Annotated in this window: 23 protein-coding genes; 14 read left to right on the top strand and 9 right to left on the bottom strand. The window is 68.3% G+C overall.

From position 1 onward, the window contains the following. Positions 1-49 precede the first annotated feature (49 nt). On the top strand, positions 50-496 hold the full coding sequence (locus AB0E63_RS43340) for a hypothetical protein (protein ID WP_360379803.1): 447 nt from the start codon (positions 50-52) through the stop codon (positions 494-496). A 135-nt stretch (positions 497-631) separates the two neighbouring features. After that, positions 632-3,148 (top strand): tetratricopeptide repeat protein, encoded by a 2,517-nt coding sequence (locus AB0E63_RS43335; RefSeq protein WP_360379801.1) that lies wholly within the window; start codon positions 632-634, stop codon positions 3,146-3,148. A gap of 456 nt (positions 3,149-3,604) precedes the next feature. Here AB0E63_RS43335 and AB0E63_RS43330 read toward each other — a convergent pair whose 3' ends face one another. Together AB0E63_RS43330 and AB0E63_RS43325 are read right to left on the bottom strand one after the other, a co-directional pair. Beyond that, on the bottom strand, positions 3,605-5,326 hold the full coding sequence (locus AB0E63_RS43330; protein ID WP_360379799.1) for an alpha/beta hydrolase: 1,722 nt from the start codon (positions 5,324-5,326) through the stop codon (positions 3,605-3,607). A gap of 112 nt (positions 5,327-5,438) precedes the next feature. Further along, the gene (locus AB0E63_RS43325; protein ID WP_360379796.1) at positions 5,439-5,825 is read right to left on the bottom strand and encodes a cupin domain-containing protein; all 387 of its coding nucleotides are present in this window, start codon (positions 5,823-5,825) and stop codon (positions 5,439-5,441) included. Positions 5,826-5,877: 52 nt separating this feature from the next. On the opposite strand from AB0E63_RS43325, the gene AB0E63_RS43320 reads away from it, so the two are divergent. Next, positions 5,878-6,849: a helix-turn-helix domain-containing protein gene (locus AB0E63_RS43320; RefSeq protein ID WP_360379793.1), complete on the top strand. Its 972-nt coding sequence runs from the start codon at positions 5,878-5,880 to the stop codon at positions 6,847-6,849. Here the strand turns inward: AB0E63_RS43320 and AB0E63_RS43315 are convergent. Continuing rightward, positions 6,838-7,443, bottom strand: a complete 606-nt coding sequence (locus AB0E63_RS43315; protein WP_360379791.1) for a GNAT family N-acetyltransferase — start codon at positions 7,441-7,443, stop codon at positions 6,838-6,840. The genes AB0E63_RS43320 and AB0E63_RS43315 overlap by 12 nt on opposite strands. Positions 7,444-7,461: 18 nt before the next feature. Beyond that, positions 7,462-8,646 (bottom strand): DUF418 domain-containing protein, encoded by a 1,185-nt coding sequence (locus AB0E63_RS43310; protein WP_360379788.1) that lies wholly within the window; start codon positions 8,644-8,646, stop codon positions 7,462-7,464. Between the two features lie 175 nt (positions 8,647-8,821). On the opposite strand from AB0E63_RS43310, the gene paaA reads away from it, so the two are divergent. The 5 genes from paaA to paaE are packed head-to-tail and all read left to right on the top strand — an operon-like array spanning position 8,822 to position 12,333. Further along, positions 8,822-9,745 carry a 1,2-phenylacetyl-CoA epoxidase subunit PaaA gene (gene paaA / locus AB0E63_RS43305; protein WP_360379786.1) on the top strand — a complete coding sequence of 308 codons (924 nt, stop codon included), beginning with the start codon at positions 8,822-8,824 and terminating at the stop codon, positions 9,743-9,745. Continuing rightward, positions 9,742-10,020, top strand: a complete 279-nt coding sequence (gene paaB / locus AB0E63_RS43300; protein WP_360379783.1) for a 1,2-phenylacetyl-CoA epoxidase subunit PaaB — start codon at positions 9,742-9,744, stop codon at positions 10,018-10,020. Before paaA ends, paaB begins: the two co-directional genes overlap by 4 nt. Next, positions 10,017-10,769 (top strand): 1,2-phenylacetyl-CoA epoxidase subunit PaaC, encoded by a 753-nt coding sequence (gene paaC, locus AB0E63_RS43295; protein ID WP_360379781.1) that lies wholly within the window; start codon positions 10,017-10,019, stop codon positions 10,767-10,769. Before paaB ends, paaC begins: the two co-directional genes overlap by 4 nt. Further along, entirely contained in the window at positions 10,763-11,242 is a 480-nt protein-coding gene (paaD, locus tag AB0E63_RS43290; RefSeq protein ID WP_360379778.1) for a 1,2-phenylacetyl-CoA epoxidase subunit PaaD, read from the top strand. The genes paaC and paaD overlap by 7 nt, the downstream gene beginning before the upstream one ends. Then, positions 11,242-12,333 carry a 1,2-phenylacetyl-CoA epoxidase subunit PaaE gene (gene paaE / locus AB0E63_RS43285; protein ID WP_360379776.1) on the top strand — a complete coding sequence of 364 codons (1,092 nt, stop codon included), beginning with the start codon at positions 11,242-11,244 and terminating at the stop codon, positions 12,331-12,333. Before paaD ends, paaE begins: the two co-directional genes overlap by 1 nt. A gap of 59 nt (positions 12,334-12,392) precedes the next feature. Here the strand turns inward: paaE and argG are convergent, their stop codons facing one another. Beyond that, positions 12,393-13,826: an argininosuccinate synthase gene (argG, locus tag AB0E63_RS43280; protein WP_360379773.1), complete on the bottom strand. Its 1,434-nt coding sequence runs from the start codon at positions 13,824-13,826 to the stop codon at positions 12,393-12,395. Between the two features lie 121 nt (positions 13,827-13,947). Here argG and AB0E63_RS43275 point away from each other — a divergent pair, with 121 nt between their 5' ends. The 4 genes from AB0E63_RS43275 to AB0E63_RS43260 all read left to right on the top strand — a co-directional run bounded on the left by AB0E63_RS43275 (position 13,948) and on the right by AB0E63_RS43260 (position 18,619). After that, entirely contained in the window at positions 13,948-14,745 is a 798-nt protein-coding gene (locus AB0E63_RS43275) for a metal-dependent hydrolase (protein ID WP_360379770.1), read from the top strand. Between the two features lie 206 nt (positions 14,746-14,951). Beyond that, entirely contained in the window at positions 14,952-15,866 is a 915-nt protein-coding gene (gene dapA, locus AB0E63_RS43270) for a 4-hydroxy-tetrahydrodipicolinate synthase (RefSeq protein WP_360379768.1), read from the top strand. Then, positions 15,863-17,557: a ribonuclease J gene (locus tag AB0E63_RS43265; protein ID WP_360379765.1), complete on the top strand. Its 1,695-nt coding sequence runs from the start codon at positions 15,863-15,865 to the stop codon at positions 17,555-17,557. Before dapA ends, AB0E63_RS43265 begins: the two co-directional genes overlap by 4 nt. Positions 17,558-17,587: 30 nt before the next feature. Next, on the top strand, positions 17,588-18,619 hold the full coding sequence (locus tag AB0E63_RS43260) for a LacI family DNA-binding transcriptional regulator (protein WP_360379762.1): 1,032 nt from the start codon (positions 17,588-17,590) through the stop codon (positions 18,617-18,619). A 51-nt stretch (positions 18,620-18,670) separates the two neighbouring features. Here AB0E63_RS43260 and AB0E63_RS43255 read toward each other — a convergent pair whose 3' ends face one another. From AB0E63_RS43255 to AB0E63_RS43245, 3 genes are all read right to left on the bottom strand, one after another. Further along, entirely contained in the window at positions 18,671-19,750 is a 1,080-nt protein-coding gene (locus AB0E63_RS43255; RefSeq protein WP_360379760.1) for an acyl-CoA desaturase, read from the bottom strand. Positions 19,751-19,941: 191 nt separating this feature from the next. After that, on the bottom strand, positions 19,942-21,021 hold the full coding sequence (locus AB0E63_RS43250) for an acyl-CoA desaturase (RefSeq protein ID WP_360379757.1): 1,080 nt from the start codon (positions 21,019-21,021) through the stop codon (positions 19,942-19,944). A gap of 116 nt (positions 21,022-21,137) precedes the next feature. Continuing rightward, entirely contained in the window at positions 21,138-21,848 is a 711-nt protein-coding gene (locus tag AB0E63_RS43245) for a GAF and ANTAR domain-containing protein (protein WP_360379754.1), read from the bottom strand. Positions 21,849-21,964: 116 nt separating this feature from the next. On the opposite strand from AB0E63_RS43245, the gene AB0E63_RS43240 reads away from it, so the two are divergent. Then, a complete protein-coding gene (locus AB0E63_RS43240; RefSeq protein ID WP_360379752.1) occupies positions 21,965-23,491 on the top strand; it encodes an alkaline phosphatase D family protein in 1,527 nt (508 codons plus the stop codon). Between the two features lie 71 nt (positions 23,492-23,562). Here AB0E63_RS43240 and AB0E63_RS43235 read toward each other — a convergent pair whose 3' ends face one another. Beyond that, complete coding sequence (locus AB0E63_RS43235; protein WP_360379749.1) at positions 23,563-24,390, bottom strand: alpha/beta hydrolase; 828 nt, start codon at positions 24,388-24,390, stop codon at positions 23,563-23,565. 54 nt (positions 24,391-24,444) lie between these two features. Here AB0E63_RS43235 and AB0E63_RS43230 point away from each other — a divergent pair, with 54 nt between their 5' ends. Continuing rightward, positions 24,445-24,990 (top strand): TetR family transcriptional regulator, encoded by a 546-nt coding sequence (locus AB0E63_RS43230; RefSeq protein WP_360379747.1) that lies wholly within the window; start codon positions 24,445-24,447, stop codon positions 24,988-24,990. The last annotated feature ends 122 nt before the right edge of the window (positions 24,991-25,112 follow it).

Raw genomic sequence — 25,112 nt, 5'->3', positions numbered from 1 at the left:
CTCCGGTCGCTTCGCTCCCTGCGCTCCTCAGTCCAGGCTGGGAGGCCCCATGACCGCGAAGCGGATGGCGATCGTGTTGGCGGTCGTGTTCGTCGCGTACGCCGTACTTCTTGGATGGCGTGGGGTGTTGCTGATCGGGACCGGCGATCCGGTCGCGATCGGTCTTGGGGTCGCGGTCCTGGTGATCCCGGTGGTGGGGGCGTACCTGGTCTGGCGCGAACTGCAGTTTGGTCGCCGGGTCGAGGCGCTGGCCCACGAACTGGATGCGGCCGGCGGGCTGCCGGTGGACGATCTCCCACGCCGCCCGTCCGGCCGAATCGATCGGGCCGCGGCGGACGCCGCCTTCGTGAAGTACAAGGACGAAGCGGAAGCGGCGCCCGACGATTGGCGGGTGTGGTTCCGGCTGTCGACCGCCTATGACGCGGCCGGTGACAGGAAGCGGGCCCGCGCGACGATGCGGTCCGCAATCGCCCACCACGACAAGACAGCGGGCTGAGCACCTGCGAGTTATCTGGGAGTTGGCTGTGAACCGCACCGAGGTAACTGACAACAGAGTGCGAAACGGGATAGTTTCAGGGCAAGGCTACGTGGCAGCCGCCACGTAGGGTCGGAGACTGGGTGGAGCCGTCCTGTGCCATCAGACGGGTCTCGCCGCGGCTCGGACGACGTGCAGGGGGCAGGGTTCGGTGGACTTCTGCGCCGGCACCGGCGTGAGGCCGGGCTGTCGCAGGAAGGCTTGGCCGAACTTGCCGGCCTGAGCGTCGACGCGATCGCGGCGTTGGAGCGGGGACGTCGGCGCGCGCCGCGCGCGCACACGTTGCGCCTGCTCGCGGACGCCCTCCGCCTCGACGATCCGGGCCGGTCGCAGCTCACCGCGGCCGCTCGCCGGGAGTCCGAGAGCGCCCGGCCGCCGATGCGCCAGCCACCCGCACCGCCGAATCAGCTCATCGGCCGCACCACCGAGCTCACCGCCACCAAACGTCTGATCGGGCAGCGGATCACTCGCCTGCTGACGCTCACCGGGCCGGGTGGTGTGGGCAAGACGCGTCTGACGATGGCAGTCGGCAGCGAGCTCGCGGACAGCTTCCAGGACGGCGTCTGCTGGGTGCCGTTGGCCTCGTTGAACGACCCGGCTGCCGTCCTTCCGGCGGTCGCCGCTTCGACCGGTTTGCACCTGCTGGAGAGCACCCGGCTGGTCGAGGAGATCGCCGAGCAGATCGGCCGCAGCCAGATGCTGCTGGTCTTCGACAACTGCTCGCACGTCGTCGCGACCGTCGGCCAGATCTGTGCCGTCCTGCTGGAGTACTGCCCCAACCTCTCGATCCTCGCCTCCAGCCGCGAGCTCCTGCGGGTCCCGGGCGAGAGCGTGTACGTCGTGCCCGCGCTGGCGCTGCCGCACGACGAGGACCAGCTCGAGTCCTCGGCCGCGATCCGGTTGTTCGTCGAGCGGGCGACCGCTCGCGGCTACGACCCGACCGGGCAGATCGACCAGGTGGCCCGCGTGGTCCGGCGGCTGGAAGGCATGCCGCTCGCGATCGAGCTGGCCGCGGCCCGGACGAACGTGATGACGATCGAGGAACTGGCGACCGAGCTGGAGACGTCGTTCGGCATCCTGGCCGGTGGCTCCCGGACGGCGTCGCCACGGCAGCAGTCGATGTACGGCGCGATCGAGTGGAGCCATGCCCTGCTCACGCCGGCCGAGCGCGACGTGTTCGCGCAGCTGTCGGTGTTCGTCGGTGGATGGACGCTGAGCGCTGCCGCAACGGTCATGTCGGGCAAGGCATCGCCAGGTCCGCTGGACCGGGCCGAGGCGCTCGACTTGACTGGCCGGCTGGTGGACAAGTCGCTGATCCGGGTGATCCGGCGGCGCGGCGTGGCGCGGTACTACATGCTCGCCGTGATCAGGGAGTTCGCCGCCGATCGGCTGATGGCGGCCGGCAAGTCGGAGGAGGCCGCCAACCGGCACGCGCAGTACTACATCAGCCTGGCCGAACAGGCCGAGGGCGAACTGCGCGGTCCGAATCAGGAGGAGTGGCTCGAACGGCTGGACGGCGAGCTGTACAACCTGCGCGCCGCGATGGCGTGGGCGTTGCGGACCAGGTCGGTCAGCGAGGCGCTGCGGTTGTCCGGCGGCCTGTGGCTGTTCTGCTATCTGCGCGGGCACTACGCCGAAGGCAGTCAGTGGCTTGAACGCGCCCTGGCCCTTGGGGATTCGGTGCCTGCGGAGGAGATGGCCGAGCTCGCCCCTGCGTGCGCGAAGGCCAATCTGGGCGCCGGGATGCTCGCGTTCCTGCAATGCGAGTACGACGCCGCGTCAGAACGGCTGCAGACCGCGCTAGCGCAGTACAAGGAGCTCGAGGACGTCGCCGGTACGGCGCTTGTGCTGCAGCGGCTCGGTGGTGTCGCGCGGGAGCGTGGCGACTATGCAGCCGCGGAAGACTTGCACTGCGAGAGCTTCGACCTGTACGAGAGCCTCGGCGACCGATCCGGTATGGCGTGGGCGCACAACCACCTGGGATTCGTGGCTTGGCTGCGCGGCGATCTGGACGTCGGTGCGCGGCGTTGCGGACGCGCGCGGGACAGCTTCCGCGTGATCGGTGACGGCGAGGGGCTTGCCTGGTCAGTGATCAGCCTCGGCACGATCGCTCAGTACAAGGGCGAACTGGTCGAGGCCGAGGACCTCCTGCAGGAGAGCCTGGCGTTGTCGCAACGACTCGGGTACCGCGAAGGTGTCGCCTGGTCGCTGAACCAGCTGGGCATCGTGGAACGCCGCCGCGGCTTGACGGAGCGCGCCGTACATCTGCTGGACGAGAGCCTGGCCGAGCATCGCGATCTGGGCGATCGGTGGCGGTCGGCCAGTGTGCTCGAGGAACTGGCCGCTGTCGCCCAGCAGCGCGGCCGGACCGAGTACGCCGCGTTCCTGCTGGGTGCCGCGGACGGTGTCCGGGAAGTCATCGGTGCACCGGTGCCGGAGATCGAGAAGGCCGACTACCAGGCCACTCGGGCCGCGGTCGAGCAGTCGCTGGAGCGACGAGCCTTTCGCACTGCATGGTCGGCCGGGCGAGCAGCCCCACTGGCAGCAGTCGCCGACGGGTATCCGCCACCGGCCTCGAGCCACAGCCCGAACCGCACCGGCGGCCGGCTCTGACCGCACGAAAAACCGTTCAGCAGTCCACCAGGGCTGCTGAACGGATTTAGCCTCGCGGGGCACCACGACCTGGGGGATCGACGGCACCCCGCGAGGGATCTGAGAGCGCGAGCCCGAAGATTCGTGGCCCGGCCGGCTGTGCCTCTGTCTGACCCCCCAGGCAGTCCCCCCACCTCACAACCGGCCAAGCCACGTCGGCGATGGTCAACGGCCGTCGAGCCCTCCCGGTCGACGCCCGGTTCCTCCGCGCTGACTCAAGGTTGTCGAAATCACGCTCTGTCGCACAGGGACGGAACCCTGACATCCCCCTGACAAATTTGTCATGACAACGAAAGCCCGGCCGGAATTTCGCCGACGGTGATCGGGATCTGCCCGAGTGTAGGGGAAAATCGCCCGAAATTCGCCCGGATTCCGGGCGATGCAAACGTTCGTTCGGAGTCAGTGCATATATCCGGCTCAGTGCAGATATCCCGAGACGGCCTTGGTGAATCCCGCGATCCGGCGCAGCGGCGCACCCTCGGCGTACCCGCGCTCGCCCTCCTCGAACTCCGGGGCCGGCATGCTCGGAGCGGGGATGCCCTCGCCGACGCAGCTGGTGTCCTTGGCCGGTGTGGCCCCGGTGGTGAGGAAGGTGTTGACGATCTTGTCCGCACACTTGTTCACCCCGCCGTAGACACCGTGGTCGCCCTCGCGGGTGACGGTGAGCAGGCGCGATCCGGCGTACCGGTGGTGGGCTGCGACGGCGAGCCCGTAGTTGGTCGCGGGGTCGTGCACCGACTGCACCATCAACGTGGTCGGCAATCCCTTACCGGTCGGGGTCGGCATGGTGAGGTTGGGGCGGTCCCAGTAGAAGCAGGGGTTCTCGCTCATCGTCCAGCCGAGCAATGGGTAGCGCGGACCGAGCCGGCCGGCCAACTGCTCGCCGTACTCGCGTCCTTGCGGCCAGGGGGTGTCGTTACAGGTGACCGCTGTGAAGGTCGCCGACTCGGCGTCGTCCCCGACGAGGTGGCCGAACGGACGCAGACCGACCGTGCCGCGGTTCGCGCGCTGGACCAGGTCGCGCTGGCGAGCGGGCGACAGCGCGTCCACCTTCCGTTGCGCGGCCTGCGGACCGCCCTTTGTCTGGGCCGCGGAAAGGTCGCGGAGGAATGCCAGATCGATTGCCAACGAATAGAAGTCGAGTTTTGTATACATGTCCCCGGAGACGGTGTTGTCCAGGGTGTTCTGGTCGTAGCTGATCTTCACCGAGCCGTCCATGAACTCCTCGACCGCCGGCTGCTTTTTCAGCGCCGCCCGCAGCCGCTCGTAGGTGCGGATGACTGCGGAGGGTGACCGTCCCAGCTGCAGCTTGTCGTCGTACTGGGCCGCCCAGGTCGCGAAGTCCTCGCGGAACCGGCGCTCGAACGCCTGCGGCTGGGCGGCGAAGGTGTCGATCCAGGGCTGGGTGAAGTCGGTGTTCGAGTCCAGCACGAAGCGTCCTACGTGCTGCGGGAAGTAGGTCTGGTAGTACGCCCCGAGCCAGGTGCCACCGGAGTACCCGACGTAGTCGATCTTGTCGAAGCCGAGCACTTGCCGGATCAGGTCCATGTCCTGCACGGTCTGCGCGGTGTTGACGTAGGGGAGCAGGCCGCGCGACACCCGGTCGCAGTACGGCTGGCTCAGCTCTGAGGCCCGGGCGATCAGGTCGAGGTTCCACGGGTCCCGGTCGCGCGCGTCCATCGAGTAGCCGGGGGAGCCCTCACAGGTCACGTTGCTGCTGTCTCCGGTACCGCGCGGGTCGAACCCGACGGCGAGATGGTCCTTCGCCAGCGGGGCCTGACTGGCCAGGTACGGCGCCATGCCGAGGCCGGCGCCGCCCGGTCCACCCGGGTTGCCGAACACGACCCGGCTCGGCTTGCCCTTGGCCGGCGCGACCTTGCTGACCGCGATCCGGATGTCGTTGCCGGAGTACTGGTTGGCCCAGTCGCGTGGTGCGGTGATCTTGGCGCAGTATGTCCGCAGTTCCCTGTCGCCGCACTGCGTCCACACCGGTCTCTGCTTCAGGTACTTGTTGGCCACCGGATGCGCCTGGTCGACCACCGTCGCCGATTGCATCGAGGCGGTCGCACCAGACCCCGGTACGACGAGAACAGCAACAGCGGAAAGCCCTAGCCCGACGGCCAGGGTGAGGTACTTCATGCAGACTCCAGCGGATGGCCTTGCGTGATCGGACCGTCGCAATCTGTCATGCCAACCCGCGCCGGTCGAGCACCACCCCCGGCCCGTCGCCGATCCGCTGGATGCTATGCAGTCAGACCTCGAGGCCGGTGTGGGTGGTGATGTGGTCGGGGATCGGGTCGTGGTGGTCGCCGGTGGTGGGGATGCCGGCCGGTTCGATGACGACGATCGAGGCGCCGGCGTCGGAGAACGGGCGGTGGTAGATGCCGCGCGGAACGACGAAGACCTGACCGGGGGTCAGCGACACGACCCGCTCGTCCGGGTCGCGGACGGCGATGCTCAGTTCGCCGTCGAGGACCAGGAAGAACTCGTCGGTGGTGTCGTGCACGTGCCAGATGTACGAGCCGGCCACCTTGGTGACGCGGACGTCGTAGTCGTTGATTCGCGCGGCGATCCGCGGGCTCCAGAGGTCGTCGAAGGTCTTCAGGACGGCGTGCAGATCGGTCGGTTCAAGGCTCATGCGCCCAGTCTTGCCGCGTGCACCGGGAAGGAGTGAGTGCTAGAAATGGCACATGTCGAAAGAATCCTCGCACCACGTCGCCGTGCTCGTCGACCACGGCTCCAACCCGTTCGAGCTCGGCGTCGCGACCGAGTTGTTCGGCCTGCGCCGGCCGGAGCTGGACCGGGACTGGTACGAGTTCAGCCTCTGTACGCCGGAGCCCGAGGTCCGTATGAGCTCCGGGTTCTTCACGCTGACCGGCGTGTGCGGTCTCGACCAGGCGGATCGCGCGGACACGGTGATCGTGCCGAACCGTCCCGATCCCGAGGTGCCGCCGTCCGACGCCGTACTGGACGTCGTACGACGTGCCGCGGAGCGGGGAGCGCGATTGGTGAGCTTCTGCACCGGGTCGTTCACGCTGGCGGCGGCCGGGGTGCTTGACGGACGCCGGGCGACGACGCATTGGCGATGGGCTGACCTGTTCCGGCGGATGTATCCACAGGTGGAGTTGCAGCCGGACGTCCTGTTCGTTGACGACGGCAACGTTCTGACGGCGGCCGGGAGCGCGGCGGCGCTCGACCTGGGCCTGCACCTGATTCGGCGCGATCACGGCGCCGAGGTGGCGAACGCGGTCAGCCGGCGGCTGGTGTTCACGGCTCATCGCGACGGCGGGCAGCGGCAGTTCATCGACCAGCCGGTGCCGGTCGTCGCGGACACCTCGCTGGCGCCGTTGCTGGAGTGGGCGCGAGCACGGCTCGGAAGTCCGTTGACGGTCGCGGACATCGCCGCGCACGCGGCGGTGAGTCAGGCCACGCTGCATCGCCGGTTCCAGGCCGAGCTGGGTACGACGCCACTGGCCTGGCTGACCGGCGAGCGGGTGGCCCTCGCCTGCCGGCTGCTCGAACGTGGCGAGGTGCGGCTGGAGACGATCGCCCGGACCTGCGGCCTGGGGACGGCGGCCAACCTGCGGATCCAGCTGAAGCGCGGGACCGGCCTGACACCGAGCGACTACCGCCGCCGTTTCGCGCTGCGATCAGTCAGTTGATCCGGGATCTGTGTGGAGGCGGATCTGCTTGATCCGGACTGACTCGTCGCCGTACAGATCCAGCTCGCGATGGGCGCCGTCGGGAGCCCAGCCGGCCTCGGTGTAGAAGGCGCGCAGAACGTCGTCGGTGGAGTTGACCCACACCGTCACCCGGCTGAAGCCATCGGCACGGATGGTGTCGACGACCGCGTTCAGCAGCCGCGAGCCATGACCGGCGCGGGTCGCCTCCGGCCGGATGGCGAGCTCGGCGACCAACGCGTCCCGCTGGGGGTCCGCGTCCGGGTCGTCGGACGCCGTGATCGCGGCGAACCCGACCGGCGTCCGGCCGGCCAGCGCGACCATAACCCGGTTGCGGGCCTCGCCGGGGGCGAGCAGCGCGGCCCGCCACTGCGCCGCGAACTGCGCCGGGTTGAGGTCGGCAAGCACATCGGCCGGCAGCAGTCCGGCGTACGACGTCCGCCACGCGGCGACCTGGATCTCGCCGATCTCGTTCGCCTCCGCAGGCAGCGCCAGCCGCACGCTCGTCTCGGCCACCGGGCTGTCGCCAGAGAGATCCGAGAGGTTGGCGGGTTCCGGCACGCCGAAGTCACTCATACCCGCCATCCTCCCAAGTCAGTAGACGAGGCGCCGCAGCAGGGTCTCAGCCGGACCGCGGTAGGAACGCTTGCTCATCGCGTACGCACCGATCACCGAGACGACCCACACCGCGACCGCGCAGAAGAAGGCGGTGTACGCCGTGCTTCCGAAGCGCAGGTCCAGCGTGAACGGCGCCAACAGAACCATCCATGACACGGACTGGAACAGGTAGCCCGACAGCGACCGCTGACCCAGCGCCGAGATCGCCTTGATCGGCAGCGAGAGGTTGGTGATGGAGGAGGCCAGCAGACCGAGTAGAGCGACGTACCCAGGTCCGCCGAACATCCCGCTCAGGTGGGAGAGGTAGCTCAACGAGTCGACGGCCGCCTCATCCACGCGCAGCCAGCCGGCACCGACCAACGCGAGCGGCAGTCCGCCTAGGATCGTGATGCCCAGGCCGACGACCGCGACGCGGGTCAGCAGGGTCCTGTGGGCGGCCGGGTTCTCGAGGATCTGCTTGCGGGCGGCCCAGATGCCCAGCCAGACGACCATGATGAAGCCGACCACGCTGGCCGTGTGCATGGGGTACTCGTGCAGGCGGTCGATCACGCTTGCGCCGTACGACGAGGCGGCGAGCGACGGGTTCGGTTCGTTGGTGAGAGCGTGCGCCGGACGCGAGCTGTTCACGACGGCGATGATGGACTGGGCCGCGGTGGCCAGTACGTAGATGAGTTCGAGGGCCCAGATCCCCAGGATGATGCGGTGGAACTTGTCACTGCGGTTGAGCAGGAACAGCGTGCAGATGATGCCGACGATGCCGTAGGCGCCGAGGAAGTCGCCGAAGTAGAGCAACGTCGCGTGGACCAGACCGAAGGCGATCAGCCACGCGTTGCGCTTCAGCAGGATCCGCCGGACCGCACCGGGCGTCGCGCCGGACGACCGCTGCCGCCGAGCCAGCTGGACCAGGCTGTAGCCGAACATCACCGCGAACACCGGGTAGGCCCGGGCGTCCAGGAAGGTGAGCTTGAGGAAGTTCAGCACGCGCTCGAGGCCGTGCGGCGAGCTTTCGACGCCGGGCTGGCCGGCGAAGGCGAAGTTGGCGCTGTTGGCCAGGCCGATCAGCAGCAGCATCGCGCCGCGGATCAGGTCGGGCGCGAGTGCGCGTTCCTGACCGGTGACCGGTCCGCGGTGATCGACGGCCGGGAGAGTCTGCGTGGTCACGGGGAGTCCTTTCGGAAAACTGTGTAAGCCTTGAACTGAATCCTCCCGGCGCGTCCGTCCCGGCCCCAGCGCGTTGCCACCACTCCCGGGGTGGAGCTAGCACCACCGTCCGACTTTGTGACACTTGCCCGTCGATCTGGACAGAAGGTGTCACATCTCGGCTATGCTGGCCGGCATGGACAGCTTCCAGGCGACCATCGACGCCGACGACCGGATCGAGCCGCGGGACGCGATGCCGGAGGGGTACCGCAAGACCCTGATCCGGCAGATCGCTCAGCACGCGCACTCCGAGATCATCGGCATGCAGCCCGAGGGCAACTGGATCAGTCGCGCGCCGTCACTGCGCCGCAAGGCGATCCTGATGGCCAAAGTGCAGGACGAGGCCGGCCACGGGCTCTATCTGTACGCCGCCGCCGAGACCCTCGGCGTGGATCGGGCCGACTTGCTCGACCTGCTGCACAGCGGGCGGCAGAAGTACTCCAGCATCTTCAACTACCCGACCCTGACCTGGGCCGATATCGGTGCGATCGGCTGGCTGGTCGACGGCGCTGCGATCGTCAACCAGGTCCCGCTCTGCCGCTGCTCCTACGGGCCGTACGCGCGAGCCATGGTCCGGGTCTGCAAGGAAGAGTCGTTCCACCAGCGGCAAGGATTCGAGATCCTGCACACGCTGTGCAACGGCACCCCGGGGCAGAAGGCGATGGCGCAGGACGCGCTCGACCGCTGGTGGTGGCCTTCGCTGATGATGTTCGGGCCGCCGGACTCGGCGTCTACCCACTCGGAGCAGTCGATGGCGTGGGGGATCAAGCGGCACAGCAACGACGAGCTGCGCCAGCGCTTCGTCGACATGACCGTCCCGCAGGCCGACGTACTCGGGCTGCGCGTGCCGGACGACGGACTGACGTACGACGAGGAGTCCGGGCACTACCGCTTCACCGAGCCGGACTACGCCGAGCTGTACGACGTGGTGAAGGGCAACGGCCCGTGCAACCAGCAGCGGCTCGCGCATCGGGTGAAGGCGCACGAGGACGGCGCGTGGGTCCGTGAAGCCGCAGCGGCGTATGCCTCGAAGAAGGCTTTTAAGGAGGGGGCTGCATGATCGAGCCACTGTGGGAGGTGTTCGTGCGGTCCCGTCGTGGGCTCTCGCACACGCACGTGGGCAGTCTGCACGCACCTGACGCCACCATGGCGCTACGGAACGCGCGTGACGTCTACACCCGCCGCCAGGAAGGCGTATCGATCTGGGTGGTGCGGGCCGCGGACATCACCGCGTCCAGCCCGGACGAGAAGGACGAGTTCTTCGACCCGGCCGGCGACAAGGTCTACCGGCACCCGACCTTCTACCAGGTTCCGGAAGGCGTTCAACACCTATGAGCGCACCTGTGTCCGATCTGTTCCTCTACGCGCTCCGCCTCGGCGACGACGCGCTGATCTCCGCGCAGCGCACCGGCGAGTGGATCGCGGCCGCCCCGCAGCTCGAGGAGGACGTTGCCCTCGGCAACATCGGGCTGGACCAGCTGGGCCAGGCCCGGTCGCTGCTGCAGTACGCCGGCCTGGTCGAGGGCGCCGATCGCACGGAGGATGATCTCGCCTACTTCCGGGACGAGCGTGACTTCCTCAACGCCCAGCTGTGCGAGCTGCCCAATGGTGACTTCGCCCATGCGATGGCGCGCTTGCTGTACTTCGCGACGTACCAGCAGTTGCTGTACGAAGAGCTGCTCAAGTCCGCTGACGAGACGCTGTCCGGCGTTGCGGGCAAGGCGGTCAAGGAGGTCACGTACCACGTCGACCACGCGACCCAGTGGGTGCTGCGACTCGGCGACGGCACCGAGGAGAGCCATCGGCGCATGCAGGCCGGTCTGGAAGCGCTCTGGCCTTACACCACCGAGCTGTTCGAGTCCGACGAGCTCGTACGTCGTCTGTCGGTCGCAGTGGACCCGTCGACGTTGCAGGACGAGTGGACGCGTCGGGTGATGGCGGTCATCGACGAATCCACGTGCAGCCGGCCGTCAGCGTCGTACCAGCACACCGGCGGTCGTTCCGGTCGGCACACAGAGCACCTCGGGTATCTGCTCGCCGAACTGCAGCATGTGGCTCGCTCGCATCCGGGGGCGACATGGTGACCGACACTGCGATCCTCGAAGCAGTTGGCGAGGTCGCGGACCCGGAGGTCCCGGTGCTGACGATCGCGGACCTCGGAGTGCTGCGTGGCGTCCGCCATGACGGCGATGAGGTGGTCGTGACGATCACCCCGACGTACTCCGGTTGTCCGGCGATGGATGTGATCCGGCACGAGGTCGAGCTGACGCTTCAGACTCTGCACGTGGACGGGCGGGTGGAGACCGTGCTGTCACCGGCGTGGACGACCGAGTGGATGAGTGAGGCGGGCAAGGCGAAGCTCACCGAGTACGGCATCGCCCCACCGACTGGTCGTCGCGCTGTCGGTGGACCTGTCTCGCTGTCGCTGACGATCCGGTGCCCGTTGTGCGGCTCGCCCGACACCACTGAGCTCAGCCGTTTCGGCTCCACTTCCTGCAAGTCGCTCTGGCGGTGCAACAGCTGCCGTGAGCCTTTCGACCATTTCAAGGCGCTCTGATGACAACGACGACTGTGGCGCCTCGGCGGAGAGCCGTCTTCCATCCGTTGAAGGTGGCCGCTATCGAGGCGATCACCGACGACTCGGTCGCGATCACGTTCGCCGTACCGCCGGAGCTGGCGGGGGAGTACGAGTTCACCGCGGGCCAGCACCTGACGATCCGCCGTACCGGTGAGGAGGTACGCCGGAGCTACTCGATCTGCTCGCCCGCCGGATCGGGCGTGCTGCGGATCGGCGTGAAGCGGATCCCGGGCGGCGAGTTCTCGGCGTACGCCGCGCATGAGCTGAAGGTCGGCGACGAGCTCGAGGTGATGACTCCGCTCGGTCGGTTCGGTACGACGCTCGACCCGGCGAACGTGAAGCACTACGCCTTCGTCGCCGCGGGAAGCGGGATCACACCGGTGCTCTCGCTGGTCGCGACGATCCTCGCGGTCGAGCCTTCGAGCCGGGTGACGCTGCTCTACGGCAACCGGACCGCCGGATCGGTGATGTTCGCCGACGACCTGGCCGACCTCAAGGACCGGTACGCCGAGCGTCTGCACCTGGTGCACGTGTTGTCGCGGGAGACGACCGAGGTGGAACTGTTCAGCGGCCGGATCGACGCGGAGCGGCTACGCCGGATGTTCGAGACGATCTTGCCGCTCGAGACTGTCGACGAGTGGTTCCTGTGTGGTCCGTACGCGATGGTCGTCGGCGCGCAGGAGTTGCTGCTGGGGGAGGGCGTGGCGCGTGAGCATGTGCACGCCGAGCTCTTCCACGTCGGCGACGAGGCCCCGACCGCTCGCGTCGAGGAGGCTCCCGCCGACGAGAACGCCGCTCAGGTCACGGTGATCCTGGACGGCCGTCGTTCGACGTTCGCCTTGGCCGAGCACTCGAAGGCGGTCCTGGACGCGACCCTCGCCGTCCGCAGCGACGCGCCCTTCGCTTGTAAGGGCGGTGTCTGTGGCACTTGCCGTGCCAAGGTCCTCGACGGCTCCGTCCGGATGGACACCAACTGGGCACTCGAGCCGGACGAGATCCGCGCCGGCTACGTCCTCACCTGCCAGTCCCACCCGACCACCCCCGAAGTCACCCTCGACTTCGACGCCTGAGAGCGAGACGCCTGACAGCGACCGGCCTCCCCTGAAGGCCGGTCGCTGAGTTCAGGTGATCAGTCCGTTCCGGACTCCATTGCGGCGCGGTCGAGGAGCTCGTCCTCTTCGGTGGCCTCGCCGCGGGAGGCGATCGCGTCGGCACCGCCGGTCGGCATCGCGCCGATCAGGTCGGTGGACGAGGCCAGCGCCGGGTTCGACGTACCGAACATGCCCAGGCTCGCGTACTGCTCGAGCTTGGAGCGGGAGTCGGCGATGTCCAGGTTCCGCATGGTCAGCTGACCGATCCGGTCGACCGGGCCGAACGCCGAGTCCATGACCCGCTCCATCGACAGCTTGTCCGGGTGGTAGCTGAGTGCGGGACCGGTAGTGTCGAGGATCGAGTAGTCCTCACCCCGCCGGAGCCGCAGCGTGACGTCGCCGGTCACCGCCGTACCGACCCAGCGCTGCAGGGACTCCCGCAGCATCAGCGACTGCGGGTCCAGCCAGCGGCCTTCGTACATCAGCCGGCCGAGCCGCCGGCCGTCGTTGTGGTAGCTCGTGACCGTGTCCTCGTTGTGGATCGCGTTGACCAGCCGCTCGTACGCCGCGTGCAGGAGCGCCATCCCCGGAGCCTCGTAGATACCCCGGCTCTTGGCCTCGATCACCCGGTTCTCGATCTGGTCCGACATGCCCATGCCGTGCCGGCCGCCGATCGCGTTGGCCTCCAGCACGAGGTCGACCGCGGAGCCGAACTCCTTGCCGTTGATCGTCACCGGCCGGCCCTGCTCGAAGCCGATCGTGACGTCCTCGGCCTCGATCACGACCGACGGGTCCCAGTGCTTCACGCCCATGATCGGGTCGACGGTCTCGATCCCGGTGTCGAGGTGCTCCAGCGTCTTCGCCTCGTGGGTCGCGCCCCAGATGTTGGCGTCGGTGGAGTAGGCCTTCTCCGTGCTGTCCCGGTACGGCAGGTCGTGCGCGACCAGCCACTCGGACATCTCCTTACGGCCACCGAGCTCGTGCACGAACTGCGCGTCCAGCCACGGCTTGTAGATCCGCAGCTGCGGGTTGGCCAGCAGGCCGTACCGGTAGAATCGCTCGATGTCGTTGCCCTTGAAGGTCGACCCGTCGCCCCAGATCTGGACGTCGTCGTCGAGCATCGCCCGGACCAGCAGCGTGCCGGTGACGGCCCGCCCGATCGGGGTGGTGTTGAAGTACGTCCGACCGCCCGACCGGATGTGGAACGCGCCACACGCCAGCGCGGCCAGCCCTTCCTCGACCAGCGCCGCCCGGCAGTCGACCAGGCGGGTGATCTCGGCGCCGTACGCCGTGGCCCGGCCCGGGACGGACGCGATGTCGGGCTCGTCGGCCTGACCCAGATCGGCGGTGTACGTACAGGGCACCGCTCCCTTGTCGCGCATCCACGCGACCGCGACCGACGTGTCGAGACCACCTGAGAACGCGATCCCGACCCGCTCACCGACGGGCAACGACGTAAGCACCTTGGACATAGGAAAAGTATGCACCGCTCTGCATGATTATGCAAAACGCGATGGTGTCAGCGTGGCTGCTGTGACCGATGGGGTTTGGTTGACAGGATGTGACCCGGCCGGGAGGGGTGTGAGGCGCCGGATGATGGGTCGATCCCATGCGTTGTCAGGGTGGTGTGCCGGATTGGCGGTGGCGCCGCTGATCGGGCTGACGTCGGTGGCTGAGGTGGTTCCGTTCGCGGCGGCCACGGCCGGGTATGCGTTGGTGCCGGATCTCGATCACCCGGGCGCCAGTGCGTCCCGGTTGCTCGGACCGCTGACGCGGGCGGTCTCGGCGGTGGTCCGCGCGTTCTCCGGCGTGCTCTACAGCGTGACCAAGGGTCCGCGGGACGAGGACAGCACCGGGAAGCACCGGCACGCCACGCACACACTGGCTGCGGCAGCCCTGCTCGGCGTACTCGCGGCCAGCCTCGGCGACCGTGGAAAGTGGGCAGTCCTCGCGGTGGCCGTCACCGGTCTGGTGCTGGCCGCTGACGCGCTCGGCGACTGGATCGTCCTCGCGGTCCTCGGTGCGGCGGGCTGGTCGGTCGCCGGTACGGCGCTCCCCGGGACGACGGCGGCCGACGCCGTACAAGCCGGTCTGACCGAGATCGGTGGCTGGATCGGGATGGCCGTCGGCCTCGGCATGTTCGTCCACTGTCTCGGCGACAGCCTCACGCGCTCCGGCTGCCCGTGGCTCTTCCCGCTCCCGATCCGCGGCGAGACCTGGTACGAGCTCCGCCTCCCACGCCCCCTGCGTTTCCGCACCGGCGGCTGGGTCGAACGCATCGTCATCGCCCCGCTTCTCCTCGCGGCCGGCGTACTCCTCCTCCCTGGCGCACTCAAAGCCCTCGAACACCTCTTCAACACCACAAGCATCTGGCTTGCCGGAAGGCCGTGAATCCATGCAAATCCTCGACAATGGGCGATCACTTGATGACGCAGAGTATTCGCAGAAGTTTTTCCGGATTTTTTTCGTGGAAGCTGTAACGACTACGGGGCCGGGCCCGATAGGACGAGTGAGCCTGGTGGCTGCCCGGACCCCCGAGCGGACAGCCACCAGGCCTACTCATTTCTCCTGGGCTGCGGAGCGGTAATCTGACCCCCATGTCCTCGCCAGCTTCTTCCGTCTCGTCAGAGCCGCCGTTCGGCCGGCTGACGACGGCGATGATCACTCCTTTCAGGCCTGACGGCGCGCTCGATCTCGACGCGGCGCAGAAGGTCGCCACCTACCTGGTGGACCGCGGTAACGACGCCCTCATCATCAACGGGACCACCGGCGAGGCGCCGACCACCTCGGACCACGAGAAGGTCCAGCTGGTCAAGGCGGTGCTGGAGGCTGTCGGCGACCGGGCCAAGGTGATCGCCGGGGTGGGCACCAACGACACCGCGCACACCATCGAATGCGCGAAGCAGGCCGAGGCCGCCGGAGCCGATGGCCTCCTGGTCGTGACGCCGTACTACAACAAACCTCCGCAGGACGGGCTGCGCGCGCACTTCACCGCGGTCGCGGACGCCACCGGCCTGCCGAACATCCTGTACGACATCCCCGGCCGGGCCGGGGTGGAGATCAAGACCGAGACCCTGATCGCGCTCGCCTCGCACCCGCGGATCGTCGCGGTGAAGGACGCCAAGGGCGACCTCGCCGGGACCACCAAGGTGCTGGCGAACACCGATCTGTTCTACTACTGCGGTGCCGACGAGCTGAACCTCGCCACACTGGCGATCGGTGCGGTCGGTATCGCGAGTGTCGTCGCGCACGTCGCGAGTCCGGAGTACCGGCAGCTGATCGACGCCGTGGTGGCCGGCGACCTAGCCAGCGCACAAGAGATCGATCGACGAGTGGTGCCCGCCGTCGAAGCGATCATGACCAGGACCCAGGGCGCCATCATGGTGAAGGCCGCGCTCAAGCTGGCCGGCGTCATCGAGCACGCGACACTCCGGTCGCCGTTGGTTGAGGCGACCGCCGAGCAAGTGGACTGGCTCACCACCGACCTCAAGACGGCAGGACTGATTGCATGAGCCATCCTCATCCAGATCTCGACGCGCCCGGACCACTCGCTCCGGGCGCTTTGCGGGTGATCCCGCTGGGCGGCCTCGGTGAGGTCGGCCGCAACATGACGGTGTTCGAGTACGACGGCAAGCTCCTGATCGTGGACTGCGGCGTACTGTTCCCCGACGAGAACCAGCCCGGCGTGGACCTGATCCTGCCGGACTTCCAGCCGATCCGGGACCGCCTCGACGACGTCGTGGCCGTGGTTCTGACGCACGGCCACGAGGACCACATCGGCGGGTTGCCCTACCTGCTGCGCGAGCGGGGTGACATCCCGGTCATCGGTTCACAGCTCACGCTCGCGCTGCTCGAGGGCAAGCTGAAGGAGCACCGGCACCGCAACGTGCCGCAGCAGACCGTGGTCGAGGGCGAGAAGCTGCAGATCGGGCCGTTCGTCTGCGAGTTCGTCGCGGTGAACCACTCGATCCCGGACGCGCTCGCCGTCGCGATCAAGACGCCAGCCGGCATGGTGCTGCACACCGGTGACTTCAAGATGGACCAGTTGCCGCTGGACAACCGGATCACCGACCTGCGGGCGTTCGCCCGGCTGGGCGAGGAGGGCGTCGACCTGTTCATGGTCGACTCCACCAACTCCGAGGTGCCCGGCTTCACCACCCACGAGCGCGACATCGCGCCGGTGCTGGACGGGGTGTTCACCAAGGCGAAGAACCAGCGCATCATCGTGGCCTGCTTCGCCTCGCACGTGCACCGGGTCCAGCAGGTGATGGACGCCGCGGTGAAGCACCGCCGCAAGGTCGCGTACGTCGGCCGCTCGATGGTCCGCAACATGGGTGTGGCCCGTGATCTCGGCTTCCTGACCGTCCCCGGCGACACGCTGATCGACATGCGGGAACTGGACAACTACCCGCCGGAGCAGGTCGTGCTGGTGTCGACCGGTTCACAGGGCGAGCCGATGTCGGCGCTGTCGCGGATCGCGGCCAACGACCATCATGTCGTCCAGATCCAGCCGGGCGACACCGTCGTACTCGCGTCGTCCCTGATCCCGGGCAACGAGAACTCGGTGTACCGGGTGATCAACGGCCTGACCCGGCACGGCGCGAACGTGATTCACAAGGGCAACGCGCTCGTGCACGTCTCCGGTCACGCCAGCGCGGGCGAGTTGCTGTACTGCTACAACATCGTCAAGCCGCGCAATGTGATGCCGGTGCACGGCGAGATCCGGCATCTGCACGCGAACGCCGACCTGGCCATCCAGACCGGCGTACCGCGGCAGAACGTGGTCGTCGTCGAGGACGGCGTGGTGGTCGACCTGATCGACCGCAAGGCCGTCGTGGCCGGCAAGGTGGACTGCGGCTACGTGTTCGTGGACGGGTCGACCGTCGGCGACATCACCGAGACCTCGCTGAAGGATCGCCGGATTCTCGGCGACGAGGGTTTCATCTCGGTGATCGCTGTGATGGACTCCGTTACCGGCAAACTGACAGCCGGGCCGGAGATCCAGGCGCGCGGGTTCGCCGAGGACGACAGCGTCTTCGACGACCTGAAGCCGCGGATCGAGGCGGAGATCGAGAAGGCGATCGGCAGCGGGGTGGACGACATGTACCAGCTGCAGCAGGTGATTCGCCGGGTGGTCGGCAAGTGGGTCAGCGACACCCACCGCCGCCGTCCGATGATCATCCCGGTCGTCGTCGAGAGCTGAGCGGGACAACAGGGGAGAGAGGGGCCGGCGATGACGATCAGCGGCGTGAACGGTGCGGGCCAGCGCCGGCCCACGATGAAGGAGGTCGCGGCCCGGGCCGGAGTCGCGCTCAAGACCGTCTCCCGGGTGGTGAACGAGGAGCCGAACGTCAGCCCGGAGCTGACCGCGAAGGTCCAGGCCGCGATCAAGGAGCTCAACTACACCCCGAACGAGAGCGCCCGGATGCTGCGGCGCGGCAAGACCGGGACGATCGCGGTGGTCATCCGCGACATCGGCGACCCGTTCTTCGCCTCCCTCGGCCGGGCGGTCGAGCTGTGGGCCCGGTCGTCCGGCTCGGTGGTGATGATCGGCCTGACCGACGAGGACCCGGAGCGGGAGCGGGAGGTCTGCCTGGAGTTCGTCGCCCGCCGGCCGGACGCGCTGATCATGGCGCCGATCGGGGAGACCCAGGACTACCTCGCGCCGCACGTCGACGCGGGCATGGCCGTGGTCACGATCGACCGGCCGGCGCACGGGATCGAGGCGGACGCCGTACTCGCGGACAACGCCGGCGGCATCGATCAGGCGATCGACCATCTGGTCCGGCAGGGGCACCGGCGGATCGCTTACCTGGGTGACGACGAGCGAATCTTCACCGCCCGCGAACGCGTCGTCGCCTACCGGGCCGCGATGGCGCGGCACCGCATCGACGTGGACGAGGACCTGGTCCACCTGTCCGAGCCGACGACCGAGGGCATCGGAATCACCCTGTCCGCCGTACTGGACCGGCCGGAGCCGGCCACGGCGCTGCTGTCGGCCAACAACATGACCACCGCCGAGGTGCTGCGCGGGCTCGCGGGCCGGCGGGACCGGGTCGCGCTGGTGTCCTTCGACGACCTCGCCCTGGGCGACCTGCTCAGCCCGGGCCTGACCGCGGTCGCGCAGTCGGCCGACGTGATGGCCCGTACGGCGATCCAGCTGATGACCGAGCGCCTCCCCGAGCCGCACCGGCCCGGACGCACGGTCCGGGTCCCGGTGAAGCTCACCATCCGCGGATCCGGCGAGATCCCGCCTTCGGGTTAAGAGCGTGTCTGATGGTCCCCGCGCCTACTGCGCGGGACCATCAGACACGCCCTAACGCCCGAGCTGGGCGGCCAGGGGGCACTGGAACGGGTCGCGAGCGCGCAGCCCGACGTTGTTCAGGTAGTCGACGACGATCTTGTACGACGACATCAGTCCGACCTCGGTGTAGTTCACGCCGTGCAGCGCGCAGTACTCGCGAACGATCGGCTGGACCCGCCGCAGGTTCGGCCGCGGCATGCTCGGGAACAGGTGGTGCTCGATCTGGTAGTTCAGGCCGCCCATCGCGAAGTCGGTCAGCACGCCGCCCCGGATGTTGCGTGACATGAGCACCTGGCGGCGCAGGAAGTCGAGTTTCATACCGGCCGGGACCAGCGGCATGCCCTTGTGGTTCGGCGCGAACGACGCCCCGAGGCAGACGCCGAAGACGGCCAGCTGGATGGCGAGGAACGCGCTGGCCTTGCCGGGCGGCAGCAGCACGTACAGCGTGGCGACGTAGCCGCCGATCCTGGACACCACGACCGCGGCCTCGACACGTTCCAGCCGGGTCGCCCCGCGGCGGAAGAGGTGCTGCAGGCTCGACACGTGCAGGCTGACCCCTTCGAGCGTCAGGAGCGGGAAGAAGAGCCAACCCTGCCGGGCGGCGAGCCACTGGCCCAGCCGCCCGCGCTTCGCAATGGTACCCGGGGTGAAGGCGACGACGCCGATGTCGATGTCGGGGTCCTTGCCCAACTGGTTGGGCGCGTTGTGGTGCTTGGAGTGCTTGTTGCGCCACCAGGTGATGCTCATGCCGGCGATCCCGCCGGCCAGGATGCGCGCCGTCCAGTCGTTCCAGGCGGCCGAGTGGAAGATCTGCCGGTGCGCGCTGTCGTGGCTGAGGAACGCGACCTGGACGAGGACGAGGGCCAGGGCGCCGGCGATCAGCAACTGGAACCAGGAGTTGCCGAGCAGGATGACGCCGGTCACGATTCCGGCGAGCGCCACCAGGACCAGCCCGATCCGGATCGAGTAGTAGGTGTGGCGCCGGCGCAACAGGCCGAGATCCCGCACCGTGTGGAGGAGGTCGCTGTAGAGACTTGCGTGGCGCTGCTGAGCCCCCTGCGGGTGGGCATCGTCGGCAAGGGTGTGCGACATCGGCATCGCTCCGTCCTGATAGTGCATCGGTCGATGCGCTACCGGGAGGGCAGCGGCACGAAAGGTGGCCCGTTGGCCTCTACAGAACCATGCCGGATCAAGTCAGACAACTGTCGGCCGGAGCGGGCGGGCCGAGTTGGCAGGCAGTTCGCCCCGAGGTTACGCGGCGGGACCCTCGCCGTACCAGGGGTTCACTTGCGGTACAGCTCGACGAGCGGACACTGGAACGGGTCCCGGGCGCGGAGGCCGACGTTGTTCAGGTAGTCGATGACGATCCGGTACGACGCGAACAGGCCGACCTCGGTGTACTTCACCCCGTGCAGAGCGCAGTACTCGCGAACGATCGGCTGAACCGTCCGGAGGGTCGGCCTGGGCATGCTCGGGAACAGGTGATGCTCGATCTGGTAGTTGAGCCCGCCGAGCGCGAAGTCCACGATCACTCCGCCGCGGACGTTGCGCGACATCAGTACCTGGCGCCGCAGGAAGTCCAGCTTCATCGTCGCCGGCACGAGTGGCATGCCCTTGTGGTTCGGGGCGAACGAGCCACCCAGGCAGATCCCGAACACGGCCAGCTGCAGCCCGAGGAAGGCACCGGCCTTGCCGATCGGCAGCAGGATGACCAACAGGGCCAGGTACCCACCGAGCCGGGTCAGCACGATCGCGGCTTCGATCCGCTCGACCGACGTCGCCGACCGGCGGAGCAGATGGCGCACGCTCCCGACGTACAGGTTCAGGCCCTCCAAGGTGAGCAGCGGGAAGAACAGCCAGCCCTGCCGGCGGGTCAGCCATCCGCTCAGGCCCTTGCGTTCGGTGAAGCGCTGAGGCGTGAAGGCCACGACTCCTACGCCGATGTCAGGGTCACGGTCCAGCTGGTTCGGCGCCTGGTGGTGGCGGCTGTGTTTGGAGCGCCACCAGCTCGCACTCATGCCGACCAGCCCGCTGGCCAGCAGGCGTGCGGTCCAGTCGTTCCAGGCCGCGGAGTGGAAGATCTGCCGGTGGGCGCTGTCATGGCTGAGAAAGGCGACCTGCGTAAGTACCAGTGCCAGGGCACCGGCCATCAGGAGTTGCAGCCAGGAGTTGCCGAGCAGGGCGACGCCGGCCCAGACACCCGCGAAGGCAGCCGTCACCACGCCGATGCGGGTCCAGTAGTAGCCGTGCCGCCGCCGGAGCAGGTCGAGCTCACGGACGGTCTGGGCGAGGTCGGTGTAGAGATTCGCGTACCGCTGTTGCGGCCGCTGCGGATGGTGGTCGTCCGCGACGAGCTGAGACATGAGAACGCCCCGTTCCGGAGTGCATCGGGTCGATGCGCTACCAGGTCCGGGGCAGCGCCACGAGAAGAGTGGCTGTCACCTTCAACGGAACCACGCCGCAGCACCGCGCGCAAGCGCTACCGGGTCAGCAGCGCCGAGGTGTCGAGCGAGCCGTCCAATACGCCGTGGGCCACGACGGCCAGGCGCTGTCCGGTGCCCCGTGCGTACGAGCGCATCGCGGTGAACGCCTGCGCCGGAGCCAGACCGGCGCGCTCGGCCAGCATCCCTTTCGCCTGCTCGATCAGGACCCTGCTGTTCAGCGCGCTCTGGAGTTGCTCCGTCAGGACCTGCTGCCCGCGGACCTGCCGCTCGTGCAGGAGTCCGATCGTGGCGATGTCCGCCAGCGCCTGGCCCAGGTTGATGTCCTCCTCGCCGAGCGGCTCGGTGCTGGACCGGAAGAGGTTGAGCGCACCGATGACGTGTCCGCGAAGCCGGAGCGGGAGGGCGTGGGCGAAGGCATAGCCGCCGGCGGCCGCCGCTTCGGCGAACTCGGGCCAGCGGCGTATGTCGACGTTGACCACCGGCTGGCCGGTCCGGAAGCACCCGGGGCACGGACCATCGTCCTGCTGCAGCTCGAAGAGCTCGAGCAGTTCGGCCTGGTCGTCCGACGACGCCATCACGCGGAGGACGCCGTCCTCGTCGGCCAGCATCAGGCCGGCCGCGTCCACATCTAGCAGTTCGACGGTCACCTCGGCCAGGCTGCGGAGGAATTCGACCAGGTCGAACTCCGCCACCAGTGTGTCGGCCAGCTCGATGAAAACCTGCGCGATGCGGTGTTCCCGTCTCATTCCCAGCGTTCCCTCTCGACCCGGCGACTCCTCCCATTGTGCCGTCCGCTGGTGATTTGGCACCCAGTTCCCCCGCCCGTCACCTGACTGTCATCAGCGGAGCGCACCTTCGGCTCATGAACTTGAGCCGCCGCCAGCTCTTGGCCGCATCCACCGTCGCCGGCGCGACGATCGCCGTACCAGGCGTCGCCGCCGCGGCCCCCACCGTCGTCCGCCGGGACCGGCCCGCACTGCCGTCCGGCATCATGTCGGCCGACGTCACCACGAACTCCGCTGTGGTCTGGTCCCGTACCGACCGCCAGGCCCGGCTGGTCGTCGACCTGACCAGCAACGGCCGCTTCGACCGCGCGATCCGCCTGCGCGGCCCGGTCACTGGACCAGACCAGGACTTCACCGCGCAGCTGCCGCTGAAGGGTCTGCGCCCCGGGCAGCGCTACGACTACCGGATCGCCTTCGAGGACGCCCACGGCCGCCGCGGCGAGTCCCTCGAGGGTTCCTTCAGTACGCCGGGACGCAACCGGCCGGTGTCCTTCGTCTTCACCGGTGACACCGCCGGCCAGGGCTACGGGATCAACCCGGACCTCGGCGGCATGATCGCGTACAAGGCGATGCACGACACCCGGCCCGACTTCTTCCTGCACTCCGGCGACAACATCTACGCCGACGGCCCGATCGCGGCCGAGCTGAAGGTTGCCGACGGCACCGTCTGGAAGAACGTGGTGACCGAGGAGGTCTCGAAGGTCGCCGAGACCCTGGCCGAGTACCGCGGCCGGTACAGGTACAACCTGCTCGACCACAACGTGCGCGACCTGTACGCCGACGTGCCGCTGGTCGCGCAGTGGGACGACCACGAGACGCTGAACAACTGGTACCCGGGCGAGATCCTCACCGACGACCGCTACACCGAGAAGCGCGTCGACGTCCTCGCCGGCCGGGCGAAGCAAGCCTTTCTCGAGTACCTCCCGATGGAGCACGTCGCGGGACGCAACCGGATCTACCGCAAGGTGAGCTACGGTCCGCTGCTCGACGTCTTCTGCCTGGACATGCGGACCTACCGTGGCGCCAACCCGACGCCCGACACCGTCGGCCCGGTCGCGATGCTCGGCGCGGAGCAGGCCGAGTGGCTAGTGCGTGAGGTGGCCGCGTCGAAGGCGACCTGGAAGGTGATCGCCAGCGACATGCCGCTCGGCCTGCTGGTGCCCGACGGCTCGCTGATCGAGGCCGTCGGCAACGGAGTCCCCGGTGCGCCGGGCGGTCGCGAGCACGAGATCGCCTGGGTGCTGAGCCAGTTCAAGAAGCGCAAGGTCCGCAACGCGATCTGGCTGACCGCCGACGTGCACTACTGCGCGGCGCACCACTACGACCCGTCCCGCGCGGCGTTCACCGACTTCGACCCGTTCTGGGAGATCGTGGCCGGCCCGATCAACGCCGGTACGTTCGGGCCGAACGCGCTCGACAGCACCTTCGGGCCGGAGGTCGTGTTCTCCAAGGTGGCGGACTTCCCGAGCCAGTCGCCCGCGGGCGGCAACCAGTTCTTCGGTCACACCAGCATCGACCCGCGGACCGGTGTGTTCACGGTCTCGCTGCGCAACCTGTTCGGCACGGTCCTGTGGACCAAGGACCTCAACCCGGCCCACCACTGAGGGCCCGTCGTACTCACCTGGCTCCGGCGCCTGTGCGGGATGCCGCCCACCGGAGCCGGTGAGTACGACGCTCAGCGTTTCAGGAACTCCAGCACGTTTGCGGCCACCGCGTCCGGTCGGTCGTCCACGATGAAGTGCCCCGCGCCCGGGATCTCGATCCCGTCCTCGAACGTGGCCTTCACTACCCGGTCGTCCGCGCCGATCAGCACGCGGGTCGGAGTGGTCAGCTGCTGATCGCGGTACTTCCCGCGCAGCGCGCGCAGTCCCTCCGGCTGGATGAAGTTCCGGTACAACGCCGACCCGGCCCGCGCTCGAGCGGGATCGGCGAACTGGCTCGCGAAGAGTTCGATCAGGTCCTCCGGCGTCGACGTCGAGTGCGCCCGCAGCATGTGCCGCGGCAGTCTTCGGGCCTGAAGTGCCCACGGACCCAGGCCCGGCCACGGGAGGATCAGGTTGAACCATCCGTACCGCAGCGCGCGGCCCGCGAACCCTCGATCGAACGTGGCATTCAGGGGCGGAACGGACATGGCCACATGGTCGCGGATGCGATCCGGGTGGTTCAGGCAGAGCAGGAACCCGAGGATCGACGACCAGTCGTGCGTCACCAGATGCACCCGATCGAGGTCGAGCTGGTCGAGCAGCGCGAGTACGTCGGCCTGCAGCTGGCCGCTCGTGTAGCCGTCGGGCGGTGCGTCGGTCCAGCCGGCGCCGCGCAGATCCGGGCAGATCACACGGTAGTGCTCAGCGACCGCGGGGATGACGTCTCGCCACTCCCACCAGTGCTGGGGAAAACCGTGGAGCATCAGGACAGCGTCGCCGCTGCCGGCCTCGGTCACGTGCATCCGCAGTCCCGGCAGATCGACGTAGTGGTGAGTCACCCCATCGAGCGTTGGCAGCATGTTTTTGACGGTACTACGAACGTAGTGCCGTGTCACTACGTTTATAGTGGCCGCATGACGTCGACTCGTGTTCGAGCTCTGGACGCCGCGATCGAACTGCTGGGGACCGAGGGCTTGCGAGCGCTCACCCATGCCCGCGTCGACGAGCGGGCCGGCCTGCCGAAGGGCTCGACCTCCAACCACTTCCGCACCCGGCGCGCGCTGCTGACCGGCGTCGTCGATCATCTGGCCGAGGCCGACCCGCAGGCGGTCGGATCCGCCTTCACCCCGGCCACGGCCGACGAGTTCGTCGACGCGATGTGCGGACTGTTCGACTACATCACCCGGGTCAATCGGGTGCGGACGACCGCGCGGCTGATCCTGTTCCTGGAGGGCAGTCACGATCCCGCCCTGCGGGAGGCGCTGTCCCGCGGTCGCGAGGTCCTGGAGACCATGGCCACCGCGGCCCTGGCCGAGCTCGGGTCGCCACATCCCCGCGAGGCCGCTCGCGCGATCGCGGCCGCGTCCGAAGGGCTGATCCTGCATCGCATCGCCCGCCACGACGACGTCGACCCGCGTCCGACGTACGAGCTTCTGCTGAAAACCGCCTTGGCTGACTAGGTCTGCCGGTTAAGTTTGGCCCCATGACTGCATCGATGCCACGCCTCCGGCGCGGCGGGTCATGGGGCTTTTGCTCCCGGCCTTCCCTCGTCGCTCCACTCTCAACTCACACAACAATACAC

This window comes from Kribbella sp. NPDC026596 (assembly GCF_040638415.1).
GTDB lineage: Bacteria > Actinomycetota > Actinomycetes > Propionibacteriales > Kribbellaceae > Kribbella.
The sequence above is the reverse complement of the archived record's forward strand: the minus strand, read 5'-3'. Positions and strand labels throughout refer to the sequence as shown.

What these genes read in the sequence shown, in the direction of transcription:
- AB0E63_RS43340 (WP_360379803.1), top strand. Translation starts at nt 50, where the DNA reads ATGACCGCGAAGCGGATGGCGATCGTGTTGGCGGTCGTGTTCGTCGCG.
- AB0E63_RS43330 (WP_360379799.1), bottom strand. Translation starts at nt 5,326, where the DNA reads ATGAAGTACCTCACCCTGGCCGTCGGGCTAGGGCTTTCCGCTGTTGCT.
- AB0E63_RS43325 (WP_360379796.1), bottom strand. Translation starts at nt 5,825, where the DNA reads ATGAGCCTTGAACCGACCGATCTGCACGCCGTCCTGAAGACCTTCGAC.
- AB0E63_RS43320 (WP_360379793.1), top strand. Translation starts at nt 5,878, where the DNA reads ATGTCGAAAGAATCCTCGCACCACGTCGCCGTGCTCGTCGACCACGGC.
- AB0E63_RS43315 (WP_360379791.1), bottom strand. Translation starts at nt 7,443, where the DNA reads ATGAGTGACTTCGGCGTGCCGGAACCCGCCAACCTCTCGGATCTCTCT.
- paaA (WP_360379786.1), top strand. Translation starts at nt 8,822, where the DNA reads ATGGACAGCTTCCAGGCGACCATCGACGCCGACGACCGGATCGAGCCG.
- paaB (WP_360379783.1), top strand. Translation starts at nt 9,742, where the DNA reads ATGATCGAGCCACTGTGGGAGGTGTTCGTGCGGTCCCGTCGTGGGCTC.
- paaC (WP_360379781.1), top strand. Translation starts at nt 10,017, where the DNA reads ATGAGCGCACCTGTGTCCGATCTGTTCCTCTACGCGCTCCGCCTCGGC.
- paaD (WP_360379778.1), top strand. Translation starts at nt 10,763, where the DNA reads ATGGTGACCGACACTGCGATCCTCGAAGCAGTTGGCGAGGTCGCGGAC.
- paaE (WP_360379776.1), top strand. Translation starts at nt 11,242, where the DNA reads ATGACAACGACGACTGTGGCGCCTCGGCGGAGAGCCGTCTTCCATCCG.
- argG (WP_360379773.1), bottom strand. Translation starts at nt 13,826, where the DNA reads ATGTCCAAGGTGCTTACGTCGTTGCCCGTCGGTGAGCGGGTCGGGATC.
- AB0E63_RS43275 (WP_360379770.1), top strand. Translation starts at nt 13,948, where the DNA reads ATGATGGGTCGATCCCATGCGTTGTCAGGGTGGTGTGCCGGATTGGCG.
- dapA (WP_360379768.1), top strand. Translation starts at nt 14,952, where the DNA reads ATGTCCTCGCCAGCTTCTTCCGTCTCGTCAGAGCCGCCGTTCGGCCGG.
- AB0E63_RS43265 (WP_360379765.1), top strand. Translation starts at nt 15,863, where the DNA reads ATGAGCCATCCTCATCCAGATCTCGACGCGCCCGGACCACTCGCTCCG.
- AB0E63_RS43260 (WP_360379762.1), top strand. Translation starts at nt 17,588, where the DNA reads ATGACGATCAGCGGCGTGAACGGTGCGGGCCAGCGCCGGCCCACGATG.
- AB0E63_RS43255 (WP_360379760.1), bottom strand. Translation starts at nt 19,750, where the DNA reads ATGTCGCACACCCTTGCCGACGATGCCCACCCGCAGGGGGCTCAGCAG.
- AB0E63_RS43250 (WP_360379757.1), bottom strand. Translation starts at nt 21,021, where the DNA reads ATGTCTCAGCTCGTCGCGGACGACCACCATCCGCAGCGGCCGCAACAG.
- AB0E63_RS43245 (WP_360379754.1), bottom strand. Translation starts at nt 21,848, where the DNA reads ATGAGACGGGAACACCGCATCGCGCAGGTTTTCATCGAGCTGGCCGAC.
- AB0E63_RS43240 (WP_360379752.1), top strand. Translation starts at nt 21,965, where the DNA reads ATGAACTTGAGCCGCCGCCAGCTCTTGGCCGCATCCACCGTCGCCGGC.
- AB0E63_RS43235 (WP_360379749.1), bottom strand. Translation starts at nt 24,390, where the DNA reads ATGCTGCCAACGCTCGATGGGGTGACTCACCACTACGTCGATCTGCCG.
- AB0E63_RS43230 (WP_360379747.1), top strand. Translation starts at nt 24,445, where the DNA reads ATGACGTCGACTCGTGTTCGAGCTCTGGACGCCGCGATCGAACTGCTG.